We start from the raw sequence: 22,070 nt of genomic DNA, 5'->3' as shown, positions 1-22,070 counted from the left end.
AGTTATCTAACCATTTGATAATAAAGCGTTTATGCCGGTGGCACGGGCTTTGCGATGGTCTTGGTGTCCATGGTGACAAGGAGTACGGCATGATCCGCACCTTTTATGACGAGATGTACGATGCTGGTGGTGTAGTCCGCCCGCACTATCGGGAGTTTGCCCGCTGGCTGGGCGATACGCCTCCCGAGCTTTTGGCTCAACGCAGGCGCGAAGCCGATCTGCTGTTTCATCGCGCCGGGATCACGTTCACGCTCTATGGCGATGAGCAGGGGACCGAGCGGCTTATTCCTTTCGACACCATCCCGCGCAGCATACCGGCCAGCGAGTGGCGCGTTGTCGAGCGTGGCTGCATTCAGCGTGTCAAGGCGCTGAACATGTTTCTCGCGGACCTTTATCATGACCAGCGGATTATCAAGGCCGGGATAATTCCTGCCGAGCAGGTGCTGGCCAACGAGCAGTATCAGTTGGCGATGCAGGGCTTGAACCTGCACCGTGATCTGTATTCGCATATTTCCGGTGTTGATCTGGTGCGTGACGGTGACGGCACGTATTACGTGCTGGAAGACAACCTGCGTACCCCGAGCGGCGTGAGCTACATGCTCGAAGACCGCAAGATGATGATGCGTCTGTTTCCGGAGCTGTTCTCTGCCCAGCGCATCGCCCCCATCGATCATTACCCGAACCTGCTGCTCGACACGCTCAAGAGCTCAAGTCATCTGGATAACCCGAGTGTCGTGGTACTGACGCCCGGACGTTTTAACAGCGCCTTTTTCGAGCATGCGTTTCTGGCTCGCGAGATGGGCGTCGAGCTGGTGGAAGGCGCGGATCTTTTTGTCCGCGATGACCGTGTATTCATGCGAACCACGGACGGCCCCAAGGCTGTCGATGTGATCTACCGCCGGCTTGACGATGCATTTCTCGATCCGCTGGCGTTCAACCCTGATTCAATGCTGGGCGTTCCCGGCCTGCTGGCAGCCTACCGTTCCGGAAATGTGGTTCTGGCCAATGCGATCGGTACCGGCGTTGCCGATGACAAATCGGTTTACCCGTATGTCACCGACATGATTCGCTTCTACCTGGACGAAGAGCCGATTCTCAAGAACGTACCCACTTGGCAGTGCCGCAAGCCGGAAGAACTGTCACATGTGCTGGCCAACCTGGGCGATCTGGTCGTCAAGGAAACCCAGGGCTCCGGGGGCTACGGCATGCTGGTCGGCCCTGCGGCGACCGCCGCCGAGATCGAAGCCTTCCGGGCGCGTCTCAAGGCCAAGCCACACGCGTACATCGCCCAGCCCACCTTGTGCCTGTCGACCTGTCCGACCTTTGTCGAGAATGGCATAGCCCCGCGACACATCGATCTGCGCCCCTTTGTCCTGTCCGGTCGCGAAACCCGTGTTGTACCTGGCGGGCTTACCCGAGTGGCCTTGCGTGAAGGCTCGCTGGTGGTCAATTCGTCACAGGGTGGCGGAACCAAAGACACCTGGGTGGTCGAGGATTAAGGATGCCTGCCAATGTTAAGTAGAACTGCCTCTGATCTTTTCTGGATGTCGCGTTACCTGGAGCGAGCGGAGAACCTCGCCCGTATGCTGGACGTGAGCTATTCGCTGTCGTTGATGCCGCAGGACGGGCGGGGCGATGGGCTGGATGAAATAGCCATGCCGTTACTGATTACCGGAACGCTGGAAACCTACATCGAGCGTCATGGTGAGCTGCATGCCGAGCGCATGCTGCACTTCTTTGCGCTGGATGCGACCAATCCGGCCAGCATCTACAGCTGCCTGGGGGCCGCGAGGGCCAGTGCGCACGCGGTGCGCGGTCGTATCACCGCCGACATGTGGGAGAACATCAACTCCACCTGGCTGGAAATTCGCGGCATCGCCCAGCAGGGCCTGACCCGTTATGGCATGAGTCGCTTCTGCGAGTGGGTCAAGGAGCGCTCTCACCTGTTCCGCGGTGCAACCTACGGCACCATCATGCGTAACGATGCATTCCGTTTCATCCGTCTGGGAACGTTCATCGAGCGCGCCGACAACACCATGCGCATGCTCGATGCCCGCTATGAAATGCTTGAATTGCGAGGGCCGCAGGCCAATGCCGCGGCGGACAATTCGGCCGCTGGCTATTACCAGTGGAGCGCCTTGTTGCGCGCACTGTCCTCGTTCGAGGCTTACACCGAGGTCTATCGGGATGCGCCCGGCGCGCGTCAGGTTGCCGAACTGTTGCTACTGCGTGCCGACATTCCGCGTTCACTGCGGGCGTGCCTGGAAGAGATGGACGTCATCCTGGCGAGTCTGCCCGGCGTCAATGGTCGACCGGCACAACGCATGGCCGCCGAGATGGATGCACGACTGCGCTATACCAGTATCGACGAGATTCTGGATGAGGGCCTGCACGAGTGGTTGAACGAATTCATCCCGATGCTGGCCCAACTGGGTGATGCCATCCACACTTCGTATCTGGAGGCTGCATGAGACTTTCCATAAGCCATGAGACCACCTATCACTACGATGATCAGGTGCGTTCGAGTATTCAATATCTGCGCCTGACACCCCACGACAGTGAGCGCCAGCATGTGCTCAGTTGGCAACTGACGTTGCCGCGGCCAGTACGCGCGCAGATCGATCCCTTTGGCAATATCCTCCACGTCCTGAGCCTGGAAGAGCCGCACGAGGCGATCATTATCGGCGCGCGTGGGCAGGTGGAAATCGACGAAACCCGCGAGGCCGAGCATGAGAGTCAGTCAGCGTTGCCGTTTTTGCGCGTTACCCGGCTGACCGAGCCCGACGAAGCGATTCGCACTTTCGCGGCGCGGGAATGCCACAAGCGTGCGGACCGTAGTGCACTGATCGATCTGATGCAGGCGCTCAACCAGCACATGACCTACACGCAGGGTTCGACTGAAGTGGACACCAGCGCTGCTCAGGCTTTCGCCGGGCGCTCGGGCGTCTGTCAGGATCACACCCATGCCTTTCTGGCCTGCGCCCGCAGCCTTGGCGTGCCTGCACGTTATGTGTCTGGCTATCTGTGCAGCGAAGACAGCGAGCATTTGTCCAGCCACGCGTGGGCCGAGGCCTGGATAGACGACGCCTGGTACAGTTTTGATGTCACCAATCAGTTGGCCATTCCCGAACGGCATTTGAAACTGGCGGTGGGGCTGGACTATCTGGACGCCTGTCCGGTACGTGGTATGCGCCGCGGTGGCGGATCTGAACAGATGCACGCCAAAGTTGTGGTTTCGCCCATGACCGGTACGCCAAAAGTGAAAACCCGTGTGCAGGTCCAGACACAGCATCAGTAGTTCGTAAATACTGTTCTGCGCATCACCAAAACGGCCGGAGCCAAAGCACCGGCCGTTGTCTATTCTGCAGGGTCGTCGGTGATGTCGTAGAGCGCGTTATGCAGCTCTTCGTAGTTACCGCCATTAATGACGCTGTAGTAGCCGGCAGCCCGAAGCTTGTCCTGGGCTTTGTCGGCCTTGCTGTCAGTGCTGCTGAAAATGACGAACACCGCGTTACGGTCGTTGAGTACCTGTTTCATCTGGTTGACCAGCCGTCTGTCATCGACGCGCACTGCATTCAACACCGTACCTGCGTCGTAGTCGGTCTGACTGCGCACATCCATCGCCAGTTTGCCTTCTTTCAGTGCTGCCACGGCCGCAGCCTGATCCACCATGCCCGCGTGCGCAGCGAAGCTGCCGGCGAGTGCAAAAACAGCAATCCATTGGCGCATAGGCTCATCTCCCTCAGTACGAATGGAAAGAGTGGCACAGTTATACGTGGACCGAAAGCGTCTGTGATCAGCCGAACAGCCGGTTCAGGTTAGGCACAATCAATAACAGTGCAGTGGTGAAGAGTATCAATCCCGCCTGACGTACTTTGGACTGCTTGAACTTGAACATGGCTGACCGCCTTTTGTTGTTATTCCTGAGCGACAAAGCAAATCGATTCTGTGACTCTGTGACGCAGATGATCGACTTGCCGACAAGGGTACGCACTGAACAGGTGGGCCCGATCATCCGACCGTCGGCCCGAGCGCTGAAAGGATTTTGCGCGCTTCCTGTTACAGATCTAACCATAGAGCCGGGGTGCCCTGTAATTTAGAACGGTTGGGAATCTAAAGTTGCCTATTTAGACGTTAACGCTATTACCAACTGCATGGCTGAATGCACAAGCCTTTTCTAGACGCCTCGTGGGTGAGCATCGGCTTTGCACCGTTCGTCAGGGGCAGAATTTTCCTACGCGAATTAAACGTCCGGGGCAGGGCAGGCTGTTGCTTGATTTGCTGCGGCCTTCAAGGCAGGCTCTGCCGATACGCTTTTGCCTCATCACTGTTTCAGGGTCTCTTTTATGTCTTTACGCATCTGTATTCTGGAAACCGACAACCTTCGACCGGAACTGGTTGAGCAATACCATGGTTACGGACGGATGTTCGAATTGCTCTTCGCGCGCCAGCCAATCGCTGCAGAGTTGACGGTGTATAACGTGGTGCAAGGGGACTATCCACCTGCAGACGAGCGGTTCGACGCCTACCTGGTGACTGGCAGCAAAGCCGATTCATTTGGCACAGATCCATGGATTCAGACGTTGAAGGTTTATCTGCTGGAGCTTTATCAGCGCGGCGAAAAACTGCTGGGTATCTGCTTTGGCCACCAGTTGCTGGCCTTGCTGCTGGGTGGCAAGACCGAGCGTGCCGTACAGGGCTGGGGAGTCGGTATCCATCACTACCAGCTGGCACCTGCCAGGCCGTGGATGACGCCAACGATGGACAAACTCACGCTGCTGATCAGCCACCAGGATCAGGTTACCGCGCTGCCCGAGAACGCAACGGTCCTTGCTTCCAGCGAGTTCTGTCCGTTTGCCGCCTACCATATCAATGATCAGGTGCTATGTTTCCAGGGGCATCCCGAGTTCATTCATGAGTTTTCCCGCACCTTGCTTGATCTTCGCCAGGACGCACTGGGCGAGCACATCTACCAACAGGGGGTTGCCAGCCTCGACCACGATCATCATGGAGCAACGGTTGCTGAGTGGATGATGCGCTTTGTGGCGCATAAGCCGCACGCGCAGTCGGTGTGAGCGAACGCATGACGTGTGGTCATGCGCCCGGCGGTTTGCAGGGGGGCGGGGGGGCTGCTCTGCTACAGCCAGCCAGAGCGCTTGAAGCTGGCGAACAGCGCCGCACAGCCGCCCACGATTACGCCCAGTACGATGAAGTAACCGTAATGCCACTTTAGTTCGGGCATGTTCTCGAAATTCATGCCATAGATGCCGGCAATGGCCGTCGGGAACGCCAGAATCGCTGCCCATCCGGCGAACTTGCGCTGCACGATGCTTTGTCGCGAAGACTCCAGCAGCAAGCCGATTTCGATCGTCTGGCTGGCGATGTCACATAGATTGCCGAGGTCTTCCATCTGCCGTTTGACGTGAATTTCGACATCGCGGAAGTAGGGCCGCATGTTCTTGTCGATGAAGGGGAAGCTGAGTCTCTGCAGTTCCTCACCCACTTCCACCATAGGGGCCACGTAACGGCGCATCCGCAGGAGATCGCGACGCAGTGCATGAATGTGCTGAATATCCGACTCGCGCAGTGAACCACCGATGACACTTTGTTCCAGCAATTCGAGTTCGGCGTGGATGGCTTCGGTGACCGGTTGATAGTTCTCGGTCACGAAGTCCAGAAGGGCGTAAAGCACGAAGTCTTCGCCGTGTTCCAGCAGCAATGGCCGTGCTTCACAGCGCTGTCGCACCAGCCCGTAGGACTTGGAGTGGCCGTTGCGTGAGGTGATGATGTAGCCCTTGCCGGCGAAGATGTGGGTTTCGATGAACAGCAGCTTGCCATTGTCGCGTACCGGCGCGTAGGTCACGATGAACAGCGCATCGCCGAAGGTCTCCAGCTTCGGACGGCTGTGAACTTCCATGGCGTCTTCAAGAGCCAGTTCGTGCAGGTTGAACTGCTCTTTGAGGCTGGTGAGTTCCTCATCGCTGGGCTGCTCCAGCCCGATCCAGACAAAGTGATCGGGTTTTGCGGCCCAGGCGGCACCTTCATCAAGGGTAATATCGCGGACTTTCTTGCCTTTGCTGTACACCGCTGCTGCAACAACTCGACCCATGGCGCTATCGCTTCTTCAATATGTCAGTGGCGCAAAAAACATGCGCGGTAGCTGATCAGATTGATCAAATGCGTATGAGTTCGCGAGTAAACAAAAGCCCGCACGTGCGGGCTTTGATCGGGTGTCACAGCATGTGCTGCCGATCCTGTTCGATGGCTGCATCCAGCGTATCGAGCAGGGCTTTTCTGACTTTGAGCTTGGTCTTCTTGTGTGCACTCATGTTGATTTTCTTCAGCTGGCCGGCGACCGCGAGGGCGGCGCTCTGCAGTTCCTCGACGCTGACCACCTTGTCCAGGAAGCCGGCAGCCATCGCACCCTCAGGGTCGAACATCTCGGCGTTGATCACCGAGCGATTGAACGCTGATTTGCGCAACCGGTCGCGTGCCAATTCGATACCGGCGTGGTGCATAGTCATACCGATCTGCACTTCGTTCAGCCCGATGCTGAAAGGCCCCGCAACGCCGATACGGTAATCGGCGGACAACAGCAGAAAGGCTCCCTTGGCAACCGCATGGCCAGGGCAGGCAACGATGATCGGAAAGGGGTGCGCAAGCATGCGTCGCGCCAGTGTCGAACCCTGGGCAACCAGATTGATGGCTGCTTCGGCGCTCGACGTCATCACCTTGAGGTCATAGCCGCCCGAAAGAATACCGGGCTGCCCCGTGACGATAACGATTGCCCGATCCTGCTCTGCCTGATCCAGCGCCGCGTTGAACGCAACGATGACGTCCGGGGAGATGGCATTGACCTTGCCGTTGTTCAGCGTCAGCGTGGCGACACCGTCGTCCAGATGATACGAGACCAGATCACTCATGACGTGATTCCTTTATTGAAGTGAGCAGACGTTACTCATCCATAAGGAACAGGTAAAGCGCTGACTGATGAGTCACTGAGCAGTGTGACTGTCAATGGCCGATTCGCCGTTGATGGCGGCTCCATTCATGGCTGGATATCGTTGAACCCGCAATATTCTTCCCAGTCCATCCCCAGCGCTTCGGCTACCTGGCGGTGCGCTTCCAGGCGCATGCTCTGCAACTGTTCTGGCGATTCGGCAATCAGTTCCAGCGCCAGTTCCCAGGTCTCGATGCCCTGGCTCTCGGCCTCGTCCTCAAACGCCCACTGCAATTGCTGCTTTTGCTCCTTCGGGCTCAATGCGCTGATTTCATCTTTCAGGGTCGGATGGGTCGCGAGGTACTTCGCCAGCGCGGCCTCGTTCCACTCAAGTGTATTCATGCGGGGTTCCTCGAACGTTTCTATGGCCCGGCCGTTTTAAGGGTGGCGAGGCAGGACGGCGTGATTGTGAGGGAGCAGGTCATTGATGTCAGCACCTGGCGACAATAATCGCTAGAGTGTCCAGACGAATTTAATGACCCTCACTCAGGAGCCTATCGAGATGATCAAAGTCAGCGTGCTGTATGCGTATGAAGAAGGTGCCCGTTTCGACCACGATTACTATCGTGACAGACACATGCCGCTGGTGCAGAAGCTGATGGGCAAGTTCTGCAAGGGTTACAGCGTGGACCGAGGCATAGGCGGGGCAACGCCAGGCTCCGACCCCGTGTATATCGGCATGTGCCACATCTATTGCGATTCCATTGAAGACTTTGAAGCCGGCATGGGACCGCATTCAAAGCAGATCAACGCCGACATCATCAACTACACCGACCTGATCCCTGAAATTCAGATCAGTGAAGTACGTGCCGATGTGAAAACTGCTCTGTAAGTTATCGAGCACTATCCCCAAAGGCTGCCCGTTTTTTCGAGGACATTCCACCCGACGGATCGAAACACTGACTGTCGTACTGCGGGCTTTGGCACTGCGAGGGGATGTTCGGCGGTGGCGGGCGGTTTCGCTGATACGCTTTGTAGCGTTCCGTCTCGTATACCGTCACGTGGGTGCGGCCGCTGATTTTCAGGTATTCAGTGGCCTTGAGATTGGTCTGGTGAACATAATCGAGCGGTTCATCCTCGCGGCGCATGTTCGGCGGTCCCTGGCGCTGCAGTGCGCTCTGCGCAGCGTTGTCACAGGGGATCGACGCATAGCTCACCTGTCCCTGCGCTGATGTGCATTTGAATATCTCGCCGTGCGCCGTACCTGCGCTCAGTAACGCTGCCACTGCCAGTGTGGTTGAAAGCCTTTTCATGGTTCTCTCCTTGCATGGCGCAAGGCTACCATTTGCCTGTGAATGCCGCCATGTCCTCTTGCCGCCAGGCCCCGTTCGTCAGACATATCGCACGGCTGTGTTGATCCGCTTTCTGAATATCAGGTTCTGAATTTACCCAATGGAGGCGCACATGACCGGCATCCAGCCAGGCAGCAACGAAGACAAGAATGATCCGGGTTTTGACGAAGAGTCACCGAAAACCCAGGATCCGCAAATCGATCCGACCGAGCCCGCCAAGACGCCTGCCAGTGACAAGGGCAGCAAGGATGATTACCCGCCTTACACGCCGGATAAGTAACTGACTGATCGCCCTCGGTATACACCGAGGGCGGTTTACCTATCGGCCTGTATTACTTGTTTGAGTCCAGGTATTCAAGCAAGTCTTCCATTCGCTCATCGTTGCCCATCCACCACAGTTTCATGCGGGTGCCGGGTACAACTTCGCTCGGGTCCTTGATATAGGTGCGCAACTCTTCACGCGTCCAGACCAGACCCGAGTTCTTCATCGCGTCGGTGTATACATAGCCTTCCTGCTGCCCCGCCTGACGACCAATGATGCCGTTGAGGGGCGGGCCAAATGCGTTGCGTGCAGAAGGGCCGATCTTGTGACAGCCGGAGCAGAGGCGGGTAAAGACTGCTTTTCCGGCCTCTGCATCACCTGCGCCATAAGCCAGCGGGTGCAGCGCCAGTGCCGCTACGAATAAGGCAGTTTTTCTCATCGATATCCCACAGCGCGTGCGGCCGTCTGGTAAAAAGCGACGAATGTTAGCGCAATTATCGGAGGTTCACTTGCTGGCCGGTATCTGGCTCGACAGTTCGTCGAAGTCACGCCTGTAACTCGCCATCTCGGCTGCGCTGACAAAGCCCTGTTCAAGCACCAATTTCTTCGCTCCGGACTCGATGGTGTCCAGTTGGTGAAGGAAGCGTTTCTTCTTTCTGGCCTCCATCCGCGTACCCGCCTCATCGATAGCCGTGCGTATTTCCGTTGCCCGCTGGTTTACAAAATCCTGACCTCGACGGTCAACCGTGAGCCCGTCATTTTCGACATAGCCTTCCAGCCCGGTTTTTTTCAATACCAGCCAAAGCGCCTGATCCGGGGTAAATGTGCCCTTGAACTTCTTGACCTTTCTGCTGCTGTCCGCGCCCAGATCGACCTTTACCGGGCAGCCTGATTGATGAGCCAGTTGCTGCAGCGCTTCATCCAGGCGCTGTGAGGGCATGTCATAGGAGACGGGAGTCATCTGGCAAGCAGCGAAGGCTGGAGCCGCCGTCAGGCACGCAACAGTAAGGGCCAGTTTTTTGAGAGTGTCTTTCATGGTGGGCGGTTTTTCTTCCGGGAAGTAGGGCTTGGAAACCATATTCTGCATGATGTTCCCTATCTGCCCGACGCTGCTGAAGCCGTCGTGTTCCTGATATCTCTTGGTGAATGCAGGGTGAGGCGCACTCAAATCGCAGACAAAGAAAAGCCCGCGATGGGGGGTAGCGGGCTTAAGGTCTTGCTGGGAATTGAGTTAACAATAAACCCGCGAACGTGAAAAAAGCGTGAACTGCCGGATACAATTTACAAACAATTCAAATCACGGCTCGCCGTCCCAGTAATCGAGGTTTTCCGTGGTCCGCTGATTGGCGGTGAACACTCGCGTTCCGTTAGCCGACACCATCGCCTGATACTTCCCAGAGTCCGGGTATTCACACACTTCGGGTGTTTCTCGTGTGCTGATCGACAAGTATTTCAGTGGTGCCTGAGAGGTGTTGATAATCTGATGAGGGTATTCGGCCCCGGCCGGAATGAATAAAATGTCGCCCGTCCTGATGGGCAGCATTTCGCCCGCAACACGCAAACTGCCTTCGCCCTCGATGATCACGAACATCTCTTCCTGGACATGATGGAAATGGTAAGGGCAGGAGCGCTTGCCCGGCGCTACGACATCAATCGATGCCCCCAGCTTTTGCGCGGCCGTGCCGGTGCCAAGGCGTGCTGCCGAGCTTTCGTAGAGAGGTTCACGAACTTCATGTTCTAGGGGAGCCTCGTTGAAATTGCGAATCAGACGAGACGCCAGTTCACGTGCGCGGTCATTCATATCGGTCGAGGCTCGGGGAGTTCAGGAGAGGGTACTTTAGACCAGAGAGCGTGAGGTGTTGCAGGCAGTTCCTTGATCAGGCAAAAACGGTTCTGGGCATTCGTCACAAAAAGCCCCTGCGCCGTGTGCATCCCTTGCGCGGTCGGAAACCTGTTCGCCCAAAACTCGTCTACACTTCACATCATAATTTGGCCCCCTCCAGAGGACGCACGCACCATGTTTTCAAAGCCCGATATTCAGCGAGTTCTTGAAACAGCTTTTCTGCCTTCCAGGTGCGAGTGCGTTGTAGCGTCGAATGAAACCTTCTCGGTTAAGCTTGTCCACCCTGAATCAGGTGATATCCAGCTCTATGTCACGGGGCTGTCCTTGTCTGAGGTAGAGAGCAGCCGATCCATCGCACGGCTGGTGCTCTCTCTCAGAGAGCAAAGAGACTTGATGGGACAGATGAATTTGTCCATGAGACGGTTGGCGTAGGGGCCGGGCTCACGTCTTGATGGGGAATACCTGAGCCCGTTCGGAAAGCCCCCGTTTCCAGACTTCGCGTTGGATCTGAGCTCGGTGGTGATGGCCTTCGGGCTGATTGCTTTCTCGGTTTACAGCATCTCTGAAGTCTTCCGGCGCAAGAAAAATATGCAAATACCCGGTGTGTCGGGAGCCTGGTGCAAAGCCGGAGTGACAGGTCGTCTGCTGCCCGCTCGAACGCGATTGAACTGTTGAGCCCTCACAGGGACTGAACTTAACACCCCTTGAAGGAGCCAGCCCCATGAACAGCGATCAATTCAATCAATACGACACCGAGCGCCTTCACCAGCGAGTGGCGGCCGAACTGGGCATTACTGCCGAAGAGCTGACCACTTGGATGATCAACGATATCGAACGCGTGACCGAGGGCGGCAAGGACGTCGGGCACATGGTGGTCTTCCGCGAGTCGACCCCTGCGCAGATTCTCGACAAGCTTCAGCACAAGCAAAGCCATTTCACGGCCATGACCGGTGTGATCGATCTGAGCTAAGTGCAGCGGGCTTTGATGTCAAAGCCCGCAGACTCAATAGCCGGCCCCCGTACCCGCGCCTGTCACGATCGCAATCCCGGAACTGGTACCCAGGCGTGTTGCGCCGGCTTCGATCATCGCTCTGGCCGTGGCTACGTCACGCACCCCGCCAGACGCTTTGACGCCAATGTCAGGGCCTACCACACGGCGCATCAGTGCCACATCCTCGAGCGTCGCGCCACTGCGGCTGAAGCCTGTAGAGGTCTTGACGAATGCCACCCCCAGCTCGCGGCAGATTTCGCAGGCACGCACCTTCTGCGCCTCATCAAGCAGGCAGGTTTCCAGGATCACCTTGAGCGGCACCTTGCCACAGGCCTGCAGCACTGCGGCGATATCATCGCGGACCTCATCGAACAGGCCGTCCTTGAGCCAGCCGATGTTCAGCACCATGTCGATTTCCTGAGCTCCGGCAGCGATCGTCAAGGCTGCTTCAGACGCCTTGCTGGCACTCAGCCCGGCACCCAGCGGAAAGCCCACCACCGCACAGACCTTCACGGCAGCCCCGGCCAGTTGTCGAGCGGCAAAAGGCACCTGGCTGGAGTTCACGCACACCGAGTAGAAGCCATGTTGTCGGGCTTCGACGCAAAGTGTGGCAATCTGCTCTCGGCTGGCATCCGCCGCCAACAAAGTGTGATCGATGGCCTGGGCCAGCGCAGCGGGTTCAAGTGAATTCATCAAGGGATTCCTGTCATCAGTAAAAAGACTTGGGTGGATACCTGCAAGTTATAAAATTAACGCTTGGTGTTACTCTGTTGACACCACCAACGGATTGCCGGGATGCCCGTGGACGTCAAGAAAACCGACCGCATCAAACAAATTCAACAGGCCCTGCAAGATCAGAAAGCTATCCATCTGCGGGAGATGGCGGCGCTGCTCGAGGTGTCCGAAATGACCTTGCGTCGCGACCTCAGCCGGCACCCCGAGCAATTACGGCTGCTGGGCGGCTACATCACCCGTGCCCATGATGATCCTGAACCGGGGGATTACCGGGTCAGCGAACAGGACGCCCGACATGTCGAGGAGAAGCGCCGCATCGGCAAGCTGGCCGCCGCTTTCATCAGTCCCGGCGACACGGTTTTTTTTGACTGTGGCACGACGATCCCCTTCGTGGTCGACTTCATACCCGACGAACTGGAGTTCACCGCGGTGTGCAACTCGCTCAACGTGCTGCTCAAGCTGCAGCAGAAACCTAACTGCAGCATCGTCCTGTGCGGCGGCATATTCCACCGCAAGAACCAGGTGTTCGAAAGTCACGCCGAAACCAGCATCCTCGATGGCGTGCGCCTGACCTGGGCCTTTGTCTCGGCGGCCGGGGTCAGCCTGGACTGCGGCGTTACCTGCTTCAATTTCCACGAGGTGGAGGTCAAGCAGAAGGTCATGCGCCAGGCCCGGCAAAGCCTGCTGCTGGCCGATCACTCCAAATTCGACGCCGTACGCACTGCGCATTTCGGTGCCTTGAGCGATTTCCATTGCGTGGTCAGCGACAAGAAAATCCCTCGTAGCTACCGCGAGGCCATCGAGGCGCGCGGTGCGCAGCTTGTGCTTTAGCGGCATCACGATTGCAGTGCCCGGCGTTCGGCTGCATTCAGGTAACCGGTGGTCAGGCTGAACTCGGCGCTGGCACCGGGCGCGAGGCGGCGCACGTTGCCTTTGGCGAGTTCGGCGCGGTAGCCCTCCGGTTCGCAGGTGGCTGGCAATACGAAGGCCGCCACCTGCTGATCGGTGTTATGCAGGATCCAGCGCGCGGCATGTTCAAATTGCCGGGGGCTGTAGCGGGTGTAGAACGCCGCGCCGCCTGGATGATCAAGGAAGAAGTGTGCCTGGCCCTGAGGGTCGCTGCGCACGTCGTCGAAGAAACAGACGACCTCCGGGTCATACAGCGCGGGCGAGTCAAGCACCTTGAGGCGGGCAGGGTCCTGGCTGAGTTCGGCGATATAGGCGCTCCAGGCCGGCGTCGGCCGCACATGGGCCGGCACACTGGCGCGCACCCGTGTGCGCTCGCAGCCCAACGGCTGGGTGAGGAGGGCGTCGTCGACGTAGGCGTAGTTCATGTGCGCCATGTACATCAGGTCCATGGCCTTGCCGGCCAGATTGACCACCTGCATGCCGATCTCGAACAGCCCGCTGGCCGCGCGCAGGGTCACGCTCGGGCTGGCCCGGTAATGGTCGCCGAAGCCCTGCACGTATTCACAAGTGCCGCCGAGGCGCAAATAAGCGCCGTGCTCGTCTTCGCCTGCTTGCAGCCAGGCATCGTCCATCGGCGCGCAGGGCATTTCGCCGTGCAGCGCATGATCATCCTCTGGCCCCGGGCAACCGTTGCGCAGCAGGCCGCTGTGAAACATGAAACAGCCGTAGGTGCCAATCACGCTTGCACTGGGCCGCGGCTGGGTGAACATATTGAGCATGGTCAAATCAACACCGTCGAATTCGGCCGACCAGATCATTTGCCCCTGCCAGGGCAGGACCACCAGCTTGCCGCGGCTATTTTCCAGTGACAGCGCCTTGACCCCGCTGGGGTAGGTCCAGGCACGCACGCTGAAATTCGCTGATTCGAGCAGCAGCCGGCTGGCCTGGTCCCAGAACTGTGGATAGAGCGGCAGGCGCAACGCTCGCTACTCATTGCGCCACCGCCGTGGCCGAGCCACCCAGCACCGGTTGCGGCTGGCGCATGCAGTGCACTGCGTACATCACGATGACCACGAAGCACAGCAGTGGCACGCTATAGGCAATCTGCATGTTGCCGCCATTGGCATCGCTGAGCAGGCCCTGGAAGATCGGTATTACGCCACCGCCGACGATGCTCATCACCAGCAATGAGCCGCCGACACCGGTGTCCTCGCCAAGCCCATCAATGGTCAGACCATAGATGGTCGGCCAGCAAGGCCCGAGAAACACACTGACCCCCACCGCGGCATACACCGCGCTGATGTTCGGAACCAGAATGGTGTAGGCCAGCAGCACGATGCACAGCACGCCATACACGGCGAGGACTTTGGCCGGGTGCATTTTGCGCATCAGCAGGTTGGCGATCATCTTGCCGATAAAATAGGCGGCAAAGGTGGTCAGCAAGAACCACGAGGCACTGCGCTCGTTCATGCCGCCCATTTGCATGGCCAGACGAATAGTGAAGCTCCACACCCCGACCTGCGCGCCCACGTAGAGGAACTGCGCCAGTACACCGAAGCAGAAGCGCGGATTGCGCCGCAGGCGGCCGAGGCTCTGACCGATGCTCGTCCGCGGTTCGCTGACCGTGCTGTTGCCCTTGCACGCGGGGAAGCGGGTGATGGCGATCAGAATGAACATCAATATGAGTACCGCGATCATCCATTTGTACGGCAGCAGGGTCGACTGAATCATTTGCAATTGCTGCACCGCTGCCTCGCTGGCGCTCATCTGGGCCAACTGTTCGCGCGTGGCGTCGGTGTCCTTGAACATCACGAAGCTGCCGACGTACACCCCGGTCATGGCACCGAATGGGTGGAAGGTCTGCGAGATGTTCAGGCGTCGGGTGCCGGTTTCCCGCGGTCCCATCAGTGTCGAATAGGTGTTGCACGCGGTCTCGAGAAACGACAGGCCTGCGGCGATGACGAACAGTGCCATCAGGAACATGCCGTACTTGGCGGTCGACGCCGCTGGAAAAAACAGGGCACAGCCGAACAGGTACAGCATCAGGCCGATGAGGATGGTGGTCTTGTAACTGAAGCGGCGCACCACCAGTGCCGCCGGAATGGCGACGAAAAAGTAGCCCAGATAGAACGCCGACTGGACGAAAGCGGTCTGGAAGTCACTGAGCATGAAGGCTTTCTTGAAGTGCGCGATCAGCACGTCGTTCATGCTCGCCGCCGCCGCCCAAAGGGCGAAGATGCTGCAGAGCAGGAGGAAGGCGAACCACGGCGTGCGGTTCAGGTAGAACCCGTCCGGAGTTTGTTGCAGCGCAGGCTTATTCATTATTGTTCTCCGCGAGATGCTGGTGAGTGTCAGCTGGCCGATGCACCGAGGAATTGCGCAAACGTCGGCGCATCGGGGTAAGAAGATTGCGTGCCGAGGCCGGTGACCGAGCAGGCGGAGTAGGCCACCGCCTGATGCATGGCCTGGCGAATATTGCGGTCCTGGCTCCAGTGCTGGGCGAAGCAGCCAATGAAGGCGTCACCGGCACCGGTGGTGTCACGAGCCTGAACCTTGACCCCTGGCACCTGCCACTCGCCTTCGGCACCGACGTACAGCGCCCCTTGTTCGCCCAGGGTGACGATGACGTGGCGTACGCCCAGCGTGACCAATTGGCGCGCAGCCTGAGTTGCTTCCTCGGCGTTCGTCACCGGCTGGCCGCTGATCAGTGCCAGTTCACTCTCGTTGGGGATCAGAAAATCCAGCTGCGCCAGATGCTCGCGGCTCAGGCCGGCCAGGGCCGGGGCGGGGTTGAGCAGCACCGGGATGGCATGCCGGTGAGCGAAGGTGATGGCGTGGTAAACGGTCGCCAGCTCGACTTCCAGTTGCAGCACAATCAAAGCGCAATCGCGCAGCTGCGCCTCGGCGCGGTCGATATCGGCCGGGCTCAGGTGGGCATTGGCGCCTTTGACGATGAGGATGCTGTTGTGGGAGTTCTCCTGAACGAAGATCGGCGCCACGCCGCTCGATACGCCCGGCACCCGTTCGACGAAGCGCGTATCAATGCCCAGCCGTTGAAAATTGGCCAGGGTGGTATCGGCAAAAGCATCGTCGCCGACCTTGCTGAGCATGAGTACGTCGGCACCCAGCAGCGCCGCTGCAGCGGCCTGATTGGCACCCGTGCCGCCGCAGCCCATGGCAAAACGCGGTGCTTCGAGGGTTTCGCCCTGGGAAGGCATGCGTTCGATATAAGTGATCAGGTCGACCATGTTGCTGCCGATGACTGCAATCTTGCCCATTGTTATTTTGACCTCACTCGCGCCGACGGAAGCTTCGGCGGCTTTTATTTGTGTTATTTAAATAACATTTTTTGTGAGGATTCAATCTTTATTTTTGATGTGAGCGTGCGCTATCAAAACGCCTGCACGGCGTTTTGGTGGCCGTTCCGGATCGGAGAAAGGGGGTGTGCCGCGTGTGAGGCCTGCTGCTAAACAATCGATCCCACGACCATTTTTTCAAGCCCAGAAACCACTAAACCCCTGAAGTTCTTCAACGAATTCAGGGGTTTTGTGTGTTTCAGATATGACGGTGAAGCAGCGATTCGAGCCTGCCCGATATAGGCCTCGGAAGGAAAAGGGTGTCTAAATTAGTGCAATCTTGGACGTTTTAGTCGGTTGCACCTGACCGCTTTTTAAGTCATCAACAATTTCTTGGACACATCTGACCGACAGCTTTTGGTCGACTCTTTTGAAAATGTCGTTTTTCTTCGAAGTCGTCAGTAAGCTGGCCAGGAAACTTTGGCGGTGCACGTCACGTTTTCATATCACTGCTATTCGCGCAAATACAGCGCGGAGAAACATCCTGCCGGCGAACCGATCATTATTCGGCCGGTTCCTCTGGCCGAAGAAAAGCTTGTGGACGCGATTTCTAACGGCAATCTAGTACTTTTCAGACAAGCCCTAGGAAATACCGGATAGGCGACAAATATCCTGACACCGGGGACGCGTGTGCTGCCTGACCTTGTGGCATGAGGCTATTAGCCCATTTGTGCTATTGATTGTATTGGGTTTCAGTACTCAAATGTGCCATAGAGAAGCGCATCTCTAAATCAAAAATCATGCAGCTGACTTAGGGGCGATGTTTGCCTGGTCACGGTTTAGGGCCGTGGCAGTGTACCTTGGGTGCCGACAATAAAGCGTTAAAGTCGGTAGGGTATTGTGACGTTCATGCAGCCTTTACAGGCTCGCATTACCTGCTAAAACTATGGAGCATTTATGAAAGACAACATGAAGAAAGTGCGCTCGCGAAATATTGGAATCGCCTTGGCGCTCGCATTGGGCGTTGCATTCAGCGGCACTGCAAGTGCGTTTACATTTGAACACGGGTGGAGTTGCCAGAATAAATGGTATCAAATGGGACTTATTGAACTGATTTCGTGCGGCGGTGGCGGCGAAGGTTGAGTTTTTTACGACACACGCGATATGCGGTAAAAATAACATTTGCTTCAAGCCTGTACATGCCTGTGAAGATGCGGTCACACGACCGCATCTTCACGCCGCAGCATCGTGTCGATGATGCTGAAAGACGGCGAGCAAATTGGGCGGTTCAAGGTGCGAGGCCTGGTGCGGGAACTGGAGCTGGAGCTGGTCAGCAAACAACCTTGATCACATGCCTACAAACGAGCGACGGTTGAGCGGCCTTACATTCCGAACATCTTGAATCGAGAGTTTGATGTGCCGGCGCCGAATCGGGTCTGGTAGGGCGACATCACCTACATCTGGGCTCAAGGGAAGTGGCTGTCGTTGTGGATCTCTTAATATTAGAAATAATTGCCGAGTAGTCCTTTCCTGGGGATATCAAGTCGTAACCGATTAAAAAGCACCCATCAAACTCTCCTTGTGAGGCTAAATGCCACCAGCTGGAGAGCGTAGCCGACGTCCTTGGCATTGCCACCCTTAATTTCTGTTTTGTCCCAGATCTGTCCCATACAGCGTCCCACGGCCATTTTTTCAGACCCCGGAAACCACAAAACCCCTGAATTCTTCAACGAATTCAGGGGTTTTGTGTGTTTCAAATATGGCGGTGAAGGAGGGATTCGAACCCTCGATACAATTTCTTGTATACACACTTTCCAGGCGTGCTCCTTAAGCCACTCGGACACCTCACCGTATCTCGACGACAACGTTGTGTCTGTCGAGGCGCGCTAATGTAGTCGAAACCTTTTCTTAACGCAAAACTTTTTTTCAGATTTTTCATGCGCTTAAGCAAATAAACGCTAATTCGCCAGTAAAAGGGCCTGGCGAGGGATGCGGCCCTTGGGCAAAGAGCCGCGTAGGGTAGCGGCCTCAGGCGCTGAAGCCGCCGTCTATGGTCAGGCTGGCACCGGTGATGTAGCCCGCTTCCGGTCCCGCAAGGTAGGCAACAAAGCTGGCGATTTCTTCGCTTTTGCCGTAGCGCGGAAGCGCCATCAGTGCCTTCAGGGTTTCGGCGAATTCACCGTGCTCGGGGTTCATGTCGGTATCCACCGGGCCGGGCTGGACGTTGTTGACGGTGATGCCTTGCGGGCCCAGGTCGCGAGCCATGCCTTTGGTCAGGCCGATCAGCGCCGATTTGCTCATGGCGTAGGTGGCACCGCCCGCAAAAGGCATGCGGTCGGCGTTGGTGCTGCCGATGTTGATGATGCGTCCGCCTTCTTCCATGTGCCGGGCGGCCTCCTGGCTGGCGATGAACACGCTGCGCACGTTGATCGCCAGGGTTTTGTCGAAGTCCTGCATGCTGAATTCATTGAGTGGTGCAATCGCCAGAATGCCGGCGTTGTTGACCAGAATGTCCAGCCTGCCGAGGGTTTCGGCGGTGGTCTGCACGGCCTGACGAATGGCTTTCTCATCGGCGCTGTCTGCGCGAATGGCCAGTGCCCGACCGCCATTGGCGACGATGCTGTCTTGAATCTCCAGAGCGTTGACCTCGGAGCTGACGTAGGTAAACGCCACGGCTGCGCCTTCTTTGGCCAGCCGCTGGACAATGGCTGCGCCTATGCCACGTGAGCCGCCCTGCACGAGCGCTACTTTGCCAGCGAGTTTAAGGTGTTCGATCATGATGTTCTCCTTGGGGGCAGGTCTCGGACAAGCCTGAGCTTGTCGACGATTGCGACCAGAATAGACCCTGATTGCGATAGTCTTCCTGAACCAAAAGTTCGGACTGATTCATCATGGATATCCAAGACAACAGCGCGCTGATCCTGATCGACCTGCAGCAGGGCATCCATCATCCCAAGCTGGGGCGGCGTAATAATCCACTGGCCGAGACCAACATCAGCGCACTGCTTGGCACGTGGCGCCAATCCGGGCGGACGGTGATTCACGTCAGGCATTTCTCGACGTCGCCCGAATCAGTTTTCTGGCCAGAGCAGTCAGGGGTCGAGTACCAGCCCGCGTTTTTGCCGCAAACCGATGAACGGGAATTGAGCAAGCAGGTGCCCGATGCGTTTTGCGGGTCGTTTCTGGAGATGTGGTTACGCTCGGACGGGATCAGGCAGGTGGTGATTGCTGGTGTGATCACCAACAACTCCGTCGAGTCCACTGCGCGCAGTGGCGGCAATCTGGGGTTTGACGTGCTGGTCGCACACGACGCCTGTTTTACCTTTGATCAAAAGGACTTCTTCGGCACGCCGCGCAGTGCCGAAGAGGTGCACGCGATGTCGCTGGCCAATCTGCATGGCGAGTACGCTACGGTGCTGTCCACAGCGCAGATTCTTCAGCAGGTTGCTGTCGAATAAGCGCCTGACGGGCTTACTTGCGGGTTTTCTTTGGCGCTGCGGGAAGCGGGGCGAAAAGAGCCTGCAGGTCTTCATCGCGCAGTTTCCAGTCACCGGTTGTCCGGCCATCGAGCACGCCGGCGGCCAGCGCTGATTTTTCCCGTTGCAGGCGCTGGATTTTTTCCTCGACAGTGCCCCGCGCGATCATCTTGTAAACAAACACCGGCTTGTCCTGGCCAATGCGATAGGCACGGTCAGTCGCCTGGTTTTCGGCTGCAGGGTTCCACCACGGGTCGTAGTGAATCACAGTATCGGCAGCGGTCAGGTTGAGACCGGTACCGCCGGCCTTGAGGCTGATCAGGAAAATCGGCAGCTTGCCGCTCTGGAAGTCGTGAATAGGCGTCCGTCGATCACGGGTCGAGCCGGTCAGCAGGGCGTAGGCGATACCCCTTTGCTTGAGCTCTTCTTCGATCAGGCTCAGCATCGACGTGAACTGCGAGAACAGCAGGATCTTGCGCCCTTCGGCCAGCAGTTCTTCGAACATTTCCATCAGGCTGTTGAGCTTGCCCGAGGTGCCTTGTTTGCTGTTGAACGGCATATCATGATTGACCAGCCGCAGGTCGCAGCACACCTGACGCAGCTTGAGCAGCGCCTCAAGAATGATGATCTGGCTGCGCGCTACGCCCTTGCGGGTGATTTCGTCCCTGACCTTCTTGTCCATCGCCAGGCGTACGGTTTCGTACACGTCGCGCTGGGCGTCATTGAGGTCGACCCAGTGGATGATCTCGGTCTTGGGCGGCAGTTCGGTGGCGACCTGTTCCTTGGTGCGGCGCAGCAGGAATGGCTTGATGCGCGCGTTCAGGTGATGCAGGCGGTCCTGATTGCCATGCTTTTCAATGGCCGCGCGGTAATTGCTGTTGAATTCCTTGCTGTTGCCCAGCCAGCCGGGCATCAGGAAGTGGAACAGCGACCACAGCTCACCCAGGTGGTTTTCCAGCGGTGTGCCGCTCAGGCACAGTCGCTGTCGGGCGTTGAGGTTGCGTGCTGCCTGGGCAGCCTTGCTGTTGGGGTTTTTAATGTACTGCGCCTCATCGAGAATCAGCACATGGAAAGGCTGTTTTTCGAGCAGCTCAAGGTCCCGTGGCAACAGCGCGTAGGTGGTCAGAATCAGGTCGTAATCCTGCAGATTGCCGGCATCCTGATGACGGTTGGCACCGTACAGGGCCAGCACCTTGAGGTCCGGAGTGAAGTGCTCGGACTCGTCCAGCCAGTTGGGGATCAGGCTGGTCGGCATGACTGCCAGAGCGGGGCGGTCGAGGCGCCCGGCCTGTTTTTCCATCAGCAGGTGAGCCAGGGTCTGCAGCGTCTTGCCCAGGCCCATATCGTCGGCCAGCACTCCGCCGACTTCCAGCTCGCGCAGCGATTGCATCCAGCTCAGGCCTTCAAGCTGATAGGGGCGAAGCGTGGCGTTGAGGCCATCGGGCAGGCTGACCGGCGCGTCCTTTATATTGATCAGGCGCTCGGCAAAGTGACGCAGGCGATCACCTCCCTGCCAGGTCAGCGGCAGGTCTTCGAGCTGGGTCAGGCGTGCTGCATCGGCCTTGCTCATGCGCAGCGCGTTGTTGCCATCCTGACGCCAGTAGAAATCGCCCAGCGTTGCCAGTACCGGCTTGAGCCTGCCGTATGGCAGCGCGATCTGTACCGGACTGCCGCCGCTCTGGGTGAAATGATTGAGTTGCACCAGCAGTTGTTCTTCGTCACCGCGCTTGGCCACGGCGGAAGGGCTCATCAGTTCGGGATGGCTGCGGATCAGGTTGATCAGGATCGGCAGCAGGCTCAGGCGTTCGCCGTTGACGATGATGCCCAGTTCCAGGTCGAACCAGTCGCGTTCGGTTTCTTCGTCGATGACGGCATACCAGTCCTCTACGGGTGTGACGTCGAAGCCGAACTCGTCCTGAATGTCGATTTCCCAACCTTGCTCGCGCAACCGTGGCAGGTCATCGAGCACGAAATGCAGCCAGGCCTTGTCGTTGGGCAGTTCATACATGTCACCCGCGCTGTCGGGCAGGGCCTTGCTCTGCCGGGTGGCGACCTTGAAGCCCAGATCGGCCAGTTCCTGGCGCAACTGCCGCTCTCGTTCACCCTGACGACGGATGCGCAGGGTTTCGGTTTCGGTGTGTTCGATGATGTCGCTTTTCTGATTCACCAGATCGCTGCCCAGCGAACTGACCAGAATACTGACGTTGGTGGTGCCAACCGCATAATGCTTGCCATAGGCAAACGCCAGTGCCGCACGGTGCTGAAT

Annotated in this window: 25 protein-coding genes, 1 tRNA gene and 1 pseudogene; 12 read left to right on the top strand and 15 right to left on the bottom strand. The window is 57.7% G+C overall.

What is annotated here, in order from left to right; translation table 11 throughout:
- Positions 1-89: 89 nt before the first annotated feature.
- From ALO80_RS05575 to ALO80_RS05565, 3 genes are read left to right on the top strand one after another with little or no spacing between them, the layout of a single operon-like run.
- A complete protein-coding gene (locus tag ALO80_RS05575; protein ID WP_002552858.1) occupies positions 90-1,499 on the top strand; it encodes a circularly permuted type 2 ATP-grasp protein in 1,410 nt (469 codons plus the stop codon).
- 12 nt (positions 1,500-1,511) lie between these two features.
- The gene (locus tag ALO80_RS05570; protein ID WP_003378609.1) at positions 1,512-2,471 is read left to right on the top strand and encodes an alpha-E domain-containing protein; all 960 of its coding nucleotides are present in this window, start codon (positions 1,512-1,514) and stop codon (positions 2,469-2,471) included.
- Positions 2,468-3,298 (top strand): transglutaminase family protein, encoded by an 831-nt coding sequence (locus ALO80_RS05565; RefSeq protein ID WP_055008240.1) that lies wholly within the window; start codon positions 2,468-2,470, stop codon positions 3,296-3,298. The genes ALO80_RS05570 and ALO80_RS05565 overlap by 4 nt, the downstream gene beginning before the upstream one ends.
- 59 nt (positions 3,299-3,357) lie before the next feature.
- Here ALO80_RS05565 and ALO80_RS05560 read toward each other — a convergent pair whose 3' ends face one another.
- Positions 3,358-3,729 (bottom strand): rhodanese-like domain-containing protein, encoded by a 372-nt coding sequence (locus ALO80_RS05560; RefSeq protein WP_055008239.1) that lies wholly within the window; start codon positions 3,727-3,729, stop codon positions 3,358-3,360.
- A 617-nt stretch (positions 3,730-4,346) separates the two neighbouring features.
- On the opposite strand from ALO80_RS05560, the gene ALO80_RS05555 reads away from it, so the two are divergent.
- Positions 4,347-5,075 (top strand): amidotransferase, encoded by a 729-nt coding sequence (locus ALO80_RS05555; protein WP_055008238.1) that lies wholly within the window; start codon positions 4,347-4,349, stop codon positions 5,073-5,075.
- Positions 5,076-5,137: 62 nt separating this feature from the next.
- On the opposite strand, the gene ALO80_RS05550 is transcribed toward ALO80_RS05555, so the two are convergent.
- The 3 genes from ALO80_RS05550 to ALO80_RS05540 form a co-directional block, all read right to left on the bottom strand.
- The gene (locus ALO80_RS05550) at positions 5,138-6,109 is read right to left on the bottom strand and encodes a magnesium and cobalt transport protein CorA (RefSeq protein ID WP_054987743.1); all 972 of its coding nucleotides are present in this window, start codon (positions 6,107-6,109) and stop codon (positions 5,138-5,140) included.
- 124 nt (positions 6,110-6,233) lie between these two features.
- A complete protein-coding gene (locus ALO80_RS05545; RefSeq protein WP_054987744.1) occupies positions 6,234-6,923 on the bottom strand; it encodes a crotonase/enoyl-CoA hydratase family protein in 690 nt (229 codons plus the stop codon).
- A gap of 125 nt (positions 6,924-7,048) precedes the next feature.
- The gene (locus ALO80_RS05540; protein ID WP_004664517.1) at positions 7,049-7,342 is read right to left on the bottom strand and encodes a DUF6388 family protein; all 294 of its coding nucleotides are present in this window, start codon (positions 7,340-7,342) and stop codon (positions 7,049-7,051) included.
- 160 nt (positions 7,343-7,502) lie between these two features.
- Between ALO80_RS05540 and ALO80_RS05535 the strand changes: the two genes are divergently transcribed.
- Positions 7,503-7,832: an EthD family reductase gene (locus ALO80_RS05535; RefSeq protein ID WP_055008237.1), complete on the top strand. Its 330-nt coding sequence runs from the start codon at positions 7,503-7,505 to the stop codon at positions 7,830-7,832.
- 1 nt (position 7,833) lies between these two features.
- Here ALO80_RS05535 and ALO80_RS05530 read toward each other — a convergent pair whose 3' ends face one another.
- Positions 7,834-8,253: a DUF4124 domain-containing protein gene (locus tag ALO80_RS05530; protein ID WP_055008236.1), complete on the bottom strand. Its 420-nt coding sequence runs from the start codon at positions 8,251-8,253 to the stop codon at positions 7,834-7,836.
- A gap of 151 nt (positions 8,254-8,404) precedes the next feature.
- Between ALO80_RS05530 and ALO80_RS31560 the strand changes: the two genes are divergently transcribed.
- Entirely contained in the window at positions 8,405-8,572 is a 168-nt protein-coding gene (locus ALO80_RS31560; protein ID WP_061447438.1) for a DUF6021 family protein, read from the top strand.
- A 52-nt stretch (positions 8,573-8,624) separates the two neighbouring features.
- Here ALO80_RS31560 and ALO80_RS05525 read toward each other — a convergent pair whose 3' ends face one another.
- From ALO80_RS05525 to ALO80_RS05515, 3 genes are all read right to left on the bottom strand, one after another.
- Entirely contained in the window at positions 8,625-8,993 is a 369-nt protein-coding gene (locus tag ALO80_RS05525) for a c-type cytochrome (protein WP_055008235.1), read from the bottom strand.
- Between the two features lie 66 nt (positions 8,994-9,059).
- Positions 9,060-9,590, bottom strand: a complete 531-nt coding sequence (locus ALO80_RS05520) for a hypothetical protein (RefSeq protein ID WP_055008283.1) — start codon at positions 9,588-9,590, stop codon at positions 9,060-9,062.
- Between the two features lie 261 nt (positions 9,591-9,851).
- Positions 9,852-10,355 carry a cupin domain-containing protein gene (locus ALO80_RS05515; RefSeq protein WP_055006203.1) on the bottom strand — a complete coding sequence of 168 codons (504 nt, stop codon included), beginning with the start codon at positions 10,353-10,355 and terminating at the stop codon, positions 9,852-9,854.
- Between the two features lie 216 nt (positions 10,356-10,571).
- Between ALO80_RS05515 and ALO80_RS05510 the strand changes: the two genes are divergently transcribed.
- Together ALO80_RS05510 and ALO80_RS05505 are read left to right on the top strand one after the other, a co-directional pair.
- Positions 10,572-10,829 carry a DUF1652 domain-containing protein gene (locus ALO80_RS05510; RefSeq protein WP_055008234.1) on the top strand — a complete coding sequence of 86 codons (258 nt, stop codon included), beginning with the start codon at positions 10,572-10,574 and terminating at the stop codon, positions 10,827-10,829.
- A gap of 289 nt (positions 10,830-11,118) precedes the next feature.
- On the top strand, positions 11,119-11,367 hold the full coding sequence (locus ALO80_RS05505) for a hypothetical protein (RefSeq protein WP_054987749.1): 249 nt from the start codon (positions 11,119-11,121) through the stop codon (positions 11,365-11,367).
- A 33-nt stretch (positions 11,368-11,400) separates the two neighbouring features.
- Here the strand turns inward: ALO80_RS05505 and deoC are convergent, their stop codons facing one another.
- Positions 11,401-12,081 carry a deoxyribose-phosphate aldolase gene (gene deoC / locus ALO80_RS05500; RefSeq protein WP_055008233.1) on the bottom strand — a complete coding sequence of 227 codons (681 nt, stop codon included), beginning with the start codon at positions 12,079-12,081 and terminating at the stop codon, positions 11,401-11,403.
- A gap of 102 nt (positions 12,082-12,183) precedes the next feature.
- Between deoC and deoR the strand changes: the two genes are divergently transcribed.
- Positions 12,184-12,954, top strand: coding sequence for a DNA-binding transcriptional repressor DeoR (gene deoR / locus ALO80_RS05495; protein ID WP_055008232.1), 771 nt, complete (start codon positions 12,184-12,186; stop codon positions 12,952-12,954).
- 5 nt (positions 12,955-12,959) lie between these two features.
- On the opposite strand, the gene ALO80_RS05490 is transcribed toward deoR, so the two are convergent.
- From ALO80_RS05490 to rbsK, 3 genes are read right to left on the bottom strand one after another with little or no spacing between them, the layout of a single operon-like run.
- On the bottom strand, positions 12,960-14,012 hold the full coding sequence (locus tag ALO80_RS05490; RefSeq protein ID WP_055008231.1) for an aldose 1-epimerase family protein: 1,053 nt from the start codon (positions 14,010-14,012) through the stop codon (positions 12,960-12,962).
- Between the two features lie 10 nt (positions 14,013-14,022).
- Positions 14,023-15,354, bottom strand: a complete 1,332-nt coding sequence (gene fucP, locus ALO80_RS05485; protein WP_055008230.1) for an L-fucose:H+ symporter permease — start codon at positions 15,352-15,354, stop codon at positions 14,023-14,025.
- Positions 15,355-15,383: 29 nt separating this feature from the next.
- Positions 15,384-16,310 (bottom strand): ribokinase, encoded by a 927-nt coding sequence (rbsK, locus tag ALO80_RS05480; RefSeq protein ID WP_055008229.1) that lies wholly within the window; start codon positions 16,308-16,310, stop codon positions 15,384-15,386.
- A gap of 975 nt (positions 16,311-17,285) precedes the next feature.
- Between rbsK and ALO80_RS05475 the strand changes: the two genes are divergently transcribed.
- Both ALO80_RS05475 and ALO80_RS30485 read left to right on the top strand, forming a co-directional pair.
- Positions 17,286-17,471 (top strand): hypothetical protein, encoded by a 186-nt coding sequence (locus ALO80_RS05475; RefSeq protein WP_004664555.1) that lies wholly within the window; start codon positions 17,286-17,288, stop codon positions 17,469-17,471.
- A gap of 81 nt (positions 17,472-17,552) precedes the next feature.
- A pseudogene (locus ALO80_RS30485) lies at positions 17,553-17,768 on the top strand (IS3 family transposase); the annotation flags it as partial.
- Between the two features lie 320 nt (positions 17,769-18,088).
- Here the strand turns inward: ALO80_RS30485 and ALO80_RS05470 are convergent.
- Both ALO80_RS05470 and ALO80_RS05465 read right to left on the bottom strand, forming a co-directional pair.
- Positions 18,089-18,178, bottom strand: a tRNA-Ser gene (locus ALO80_RS05470).
- Between the two features lie 178 nt (positions 18,179-18,356).
- Positions 18,357-19,106, bottom strand: a complete 750-nt coding sequence (locus ALO80_RS05465) for a 3-oxoacyl-ACP reductase family protein (protein ID WP_055008228.1) — start codon at positions 19,104-19,106, stop codon at positions 18,357-18,359.
- 113 nt (positions 19,107-19,219) lie between these two features.
- On the opposite strand from ALO80_RS05465, the gene ALO80_RS05460 reads away from it, so the two are divergent.
- A complete protein-coding gene (locus tag ALO80_RS05460) occupies positions 19,220-19,786 on the top strand; it encodes a cysteine hydrolase family protein (RefSeq protein WP_055008227.1) in 567 nt (188 codons plus the stop codon).
- Positions 19,787-19,799: 13 nt separating this feature from the next.
- Here the strand turns inward: ALO80_RS05460 and ALO80_RS05455 are convergent.
- On the bottom strand, positions 19,800-22,070 hold a 2,271-nt coding region (locus tag ALO80_RS05455), incomplete at its 5' end, for a DEAD/DEAH box helicase (protein ID WP_055008226.1).

The sequence above is a fragment of the Pseudomonas caricapapayae genome (assembly GCF_001400735.1).
Lineage (GTDB): Bacteria > Pseudomonadota > Gammaproteobacteria > Pseudomonadales > Pseudomonadaceae > Aquipseudomonas > Aquipseudomonas caricapapayae.
This window is presented reverse-complemented; position numbering and strand designations above follow the sequence as displayed.

Bases quoted from the DNA above. Each gene is read 5' to 3' on its own strand.
- ALO80_RS05475 (WP_004664555.1), top strand. From the start codon at position 17,286: ATGAAAGACAACATGAAGAAAGTGCGCTCGCGAAATATTGGAATCGCC.
- rbsK (WP_055008229.1), bottom strand. From the start codon at position 16,310: ATGGGCAAGATTGCAGTCATCGGCAGCAACATGGTCGACCTGATCACT.
- fucP (WP_055008230.1), bottom strand. From the start codon at position 15,354: ATGAATAAGCCTGCGCTGCAACAAACTCCGGACGGGTTCTACCTGAAC.
- ALO80_RS05520 (WP_055008283.1), bottom strand. From the start codon at position 9,590: ATGAAAGACACTCTCAAAAAACTGGCCCTTACTGTTGCGTGCCTGACG.
- ALO80_RS05550 (WP_054987743.1), bottom strand. From the start codon at position 6,109: ATGGGTCGAGTTGTTGCAGCAGCGGTGTACAGCAAAGGCAAGAAAGTC.
- ALO80_RS05515 (WP_055006203.1), bottom strand. From the start codon at position 10,355: ATGAATGACCGCGCACGTGAACTGGCGTCTCGTCTGATTCGCAATTTC.
- ALO80_RS05510 (WP_055008234.1), top strand. From the start codon at position 10,572: ATGTTTTCAAAGCCCGATATTCAGCGAGTTCTTGAAACAGCTTTTCTG.
- ALO80_RS05525 (WP_055008235.1), bottom strand. From the start codon at position 8,993: ATGAGAAAAACTGCCTTATTCGTAGCGGCACTGGCGCTGCACCCGCTG.
- ALO80_RS05565 (WP_055008240.1), top strand. From the start codon at position 2,468: ATGAGACTTTCCATAAGCCATGAGACCACCTATCACTACGATGATCAG.
- deoC (WP_055008233.1), bottom strand. From the start codon at position 12,081: ATGAATTCACTTGAACCCGCTGCGCTGGCCCAGGCCATCGATCACACT.
- ALO80_RS05545 (WP_054987744.1), bottom strand. From the start codon at position 6,923: ATGAGTGATCTGGTCTCGTATCATCTGGACGACGGTGTCGCCACGCTG.
- ALO80_RS05575 (WP_002552858.1), top strand. From the start codon at position 90: ATGATCCGCACCTTTTATGACGAGATGTACGATGCTGGTGGTGTAGTC.
- ALO80_RS05465 (WP_055008228.1), bottom strand. From the start codon at position 19,106: ATGATCGAACACCTTAAACTCGCTGGCAAAGTAGCGCTCGTGCAGGGC.
- ALO80_RS05535 (WP_055008237.1), top strand. From the start codon at position 7,503: ATGATCAAAGTCAGCGTGCTGTATGCGTATGAAGAAGGTGCCCGTTTC.
- ALO80_RS05560 (WP_055008239.1), bottom strand. From the start codon at position 3,729: ATGCGCCAATGGATTGCTGTTTTTGCACTCGCCGGCAGCTTCGCTGCG.
- ALO80_RS31560 (WP_061447438.1), top strand. From the start codon at position 8,405: ATGACCGGCATCCAGCCAGGCAGCAACGAAGACAAGAATGATCCGGGT.
- ALO80_RS05505 (WP_054987749.1), top strand. From the start codon at position 11,119: ATGAACAGCGATCAATTCAATCAATACGACACCGAGCGCCTTCACCAG.
- ALO80_RS05460 (WP_055008227.1), top strand. From the start codon at position 19,220: ATGGATATCCAAGACAACAGCGCGCTGATCCTGATCGACCTGCAGCAG.
- ALO80_RS05570 (WP_003378609.1), top strand. From the start codon at position 1,512: ATGTTAAGTAGAACTGCCTCTGATCTTTTCTGGATGTCGCGTTACCTG.
- ALO80_RS05530 (WP_055008236.1), bottom strand. From the start codon at position 8,253: ATGAAAAGGCTTTCAACCACACTGGCAGTGGCAGCGTTACTGAGCGCA.
- ALO80_RS05555 (WP_055008238.1), top strand. From the start codon at position 4,347: ATGTCTTTACGCATCTGTATTCTGGAAACCGACAACCTTCGACCGGAA.
- deoR (WP_055008232.1), top strand. From the start codon at position 12,184: ATGCCCGTGGACGTCAAGAAAACCGACCGCATCAAACAAATTCAACAG.
- ALO80_RS05540 (WP_004664517.1), bottom strand. From the start codon at position 7,342: ATGAATACACTTGAGTGGAACGAGGCCGCGCTGGCGAAGTACCTCGCG.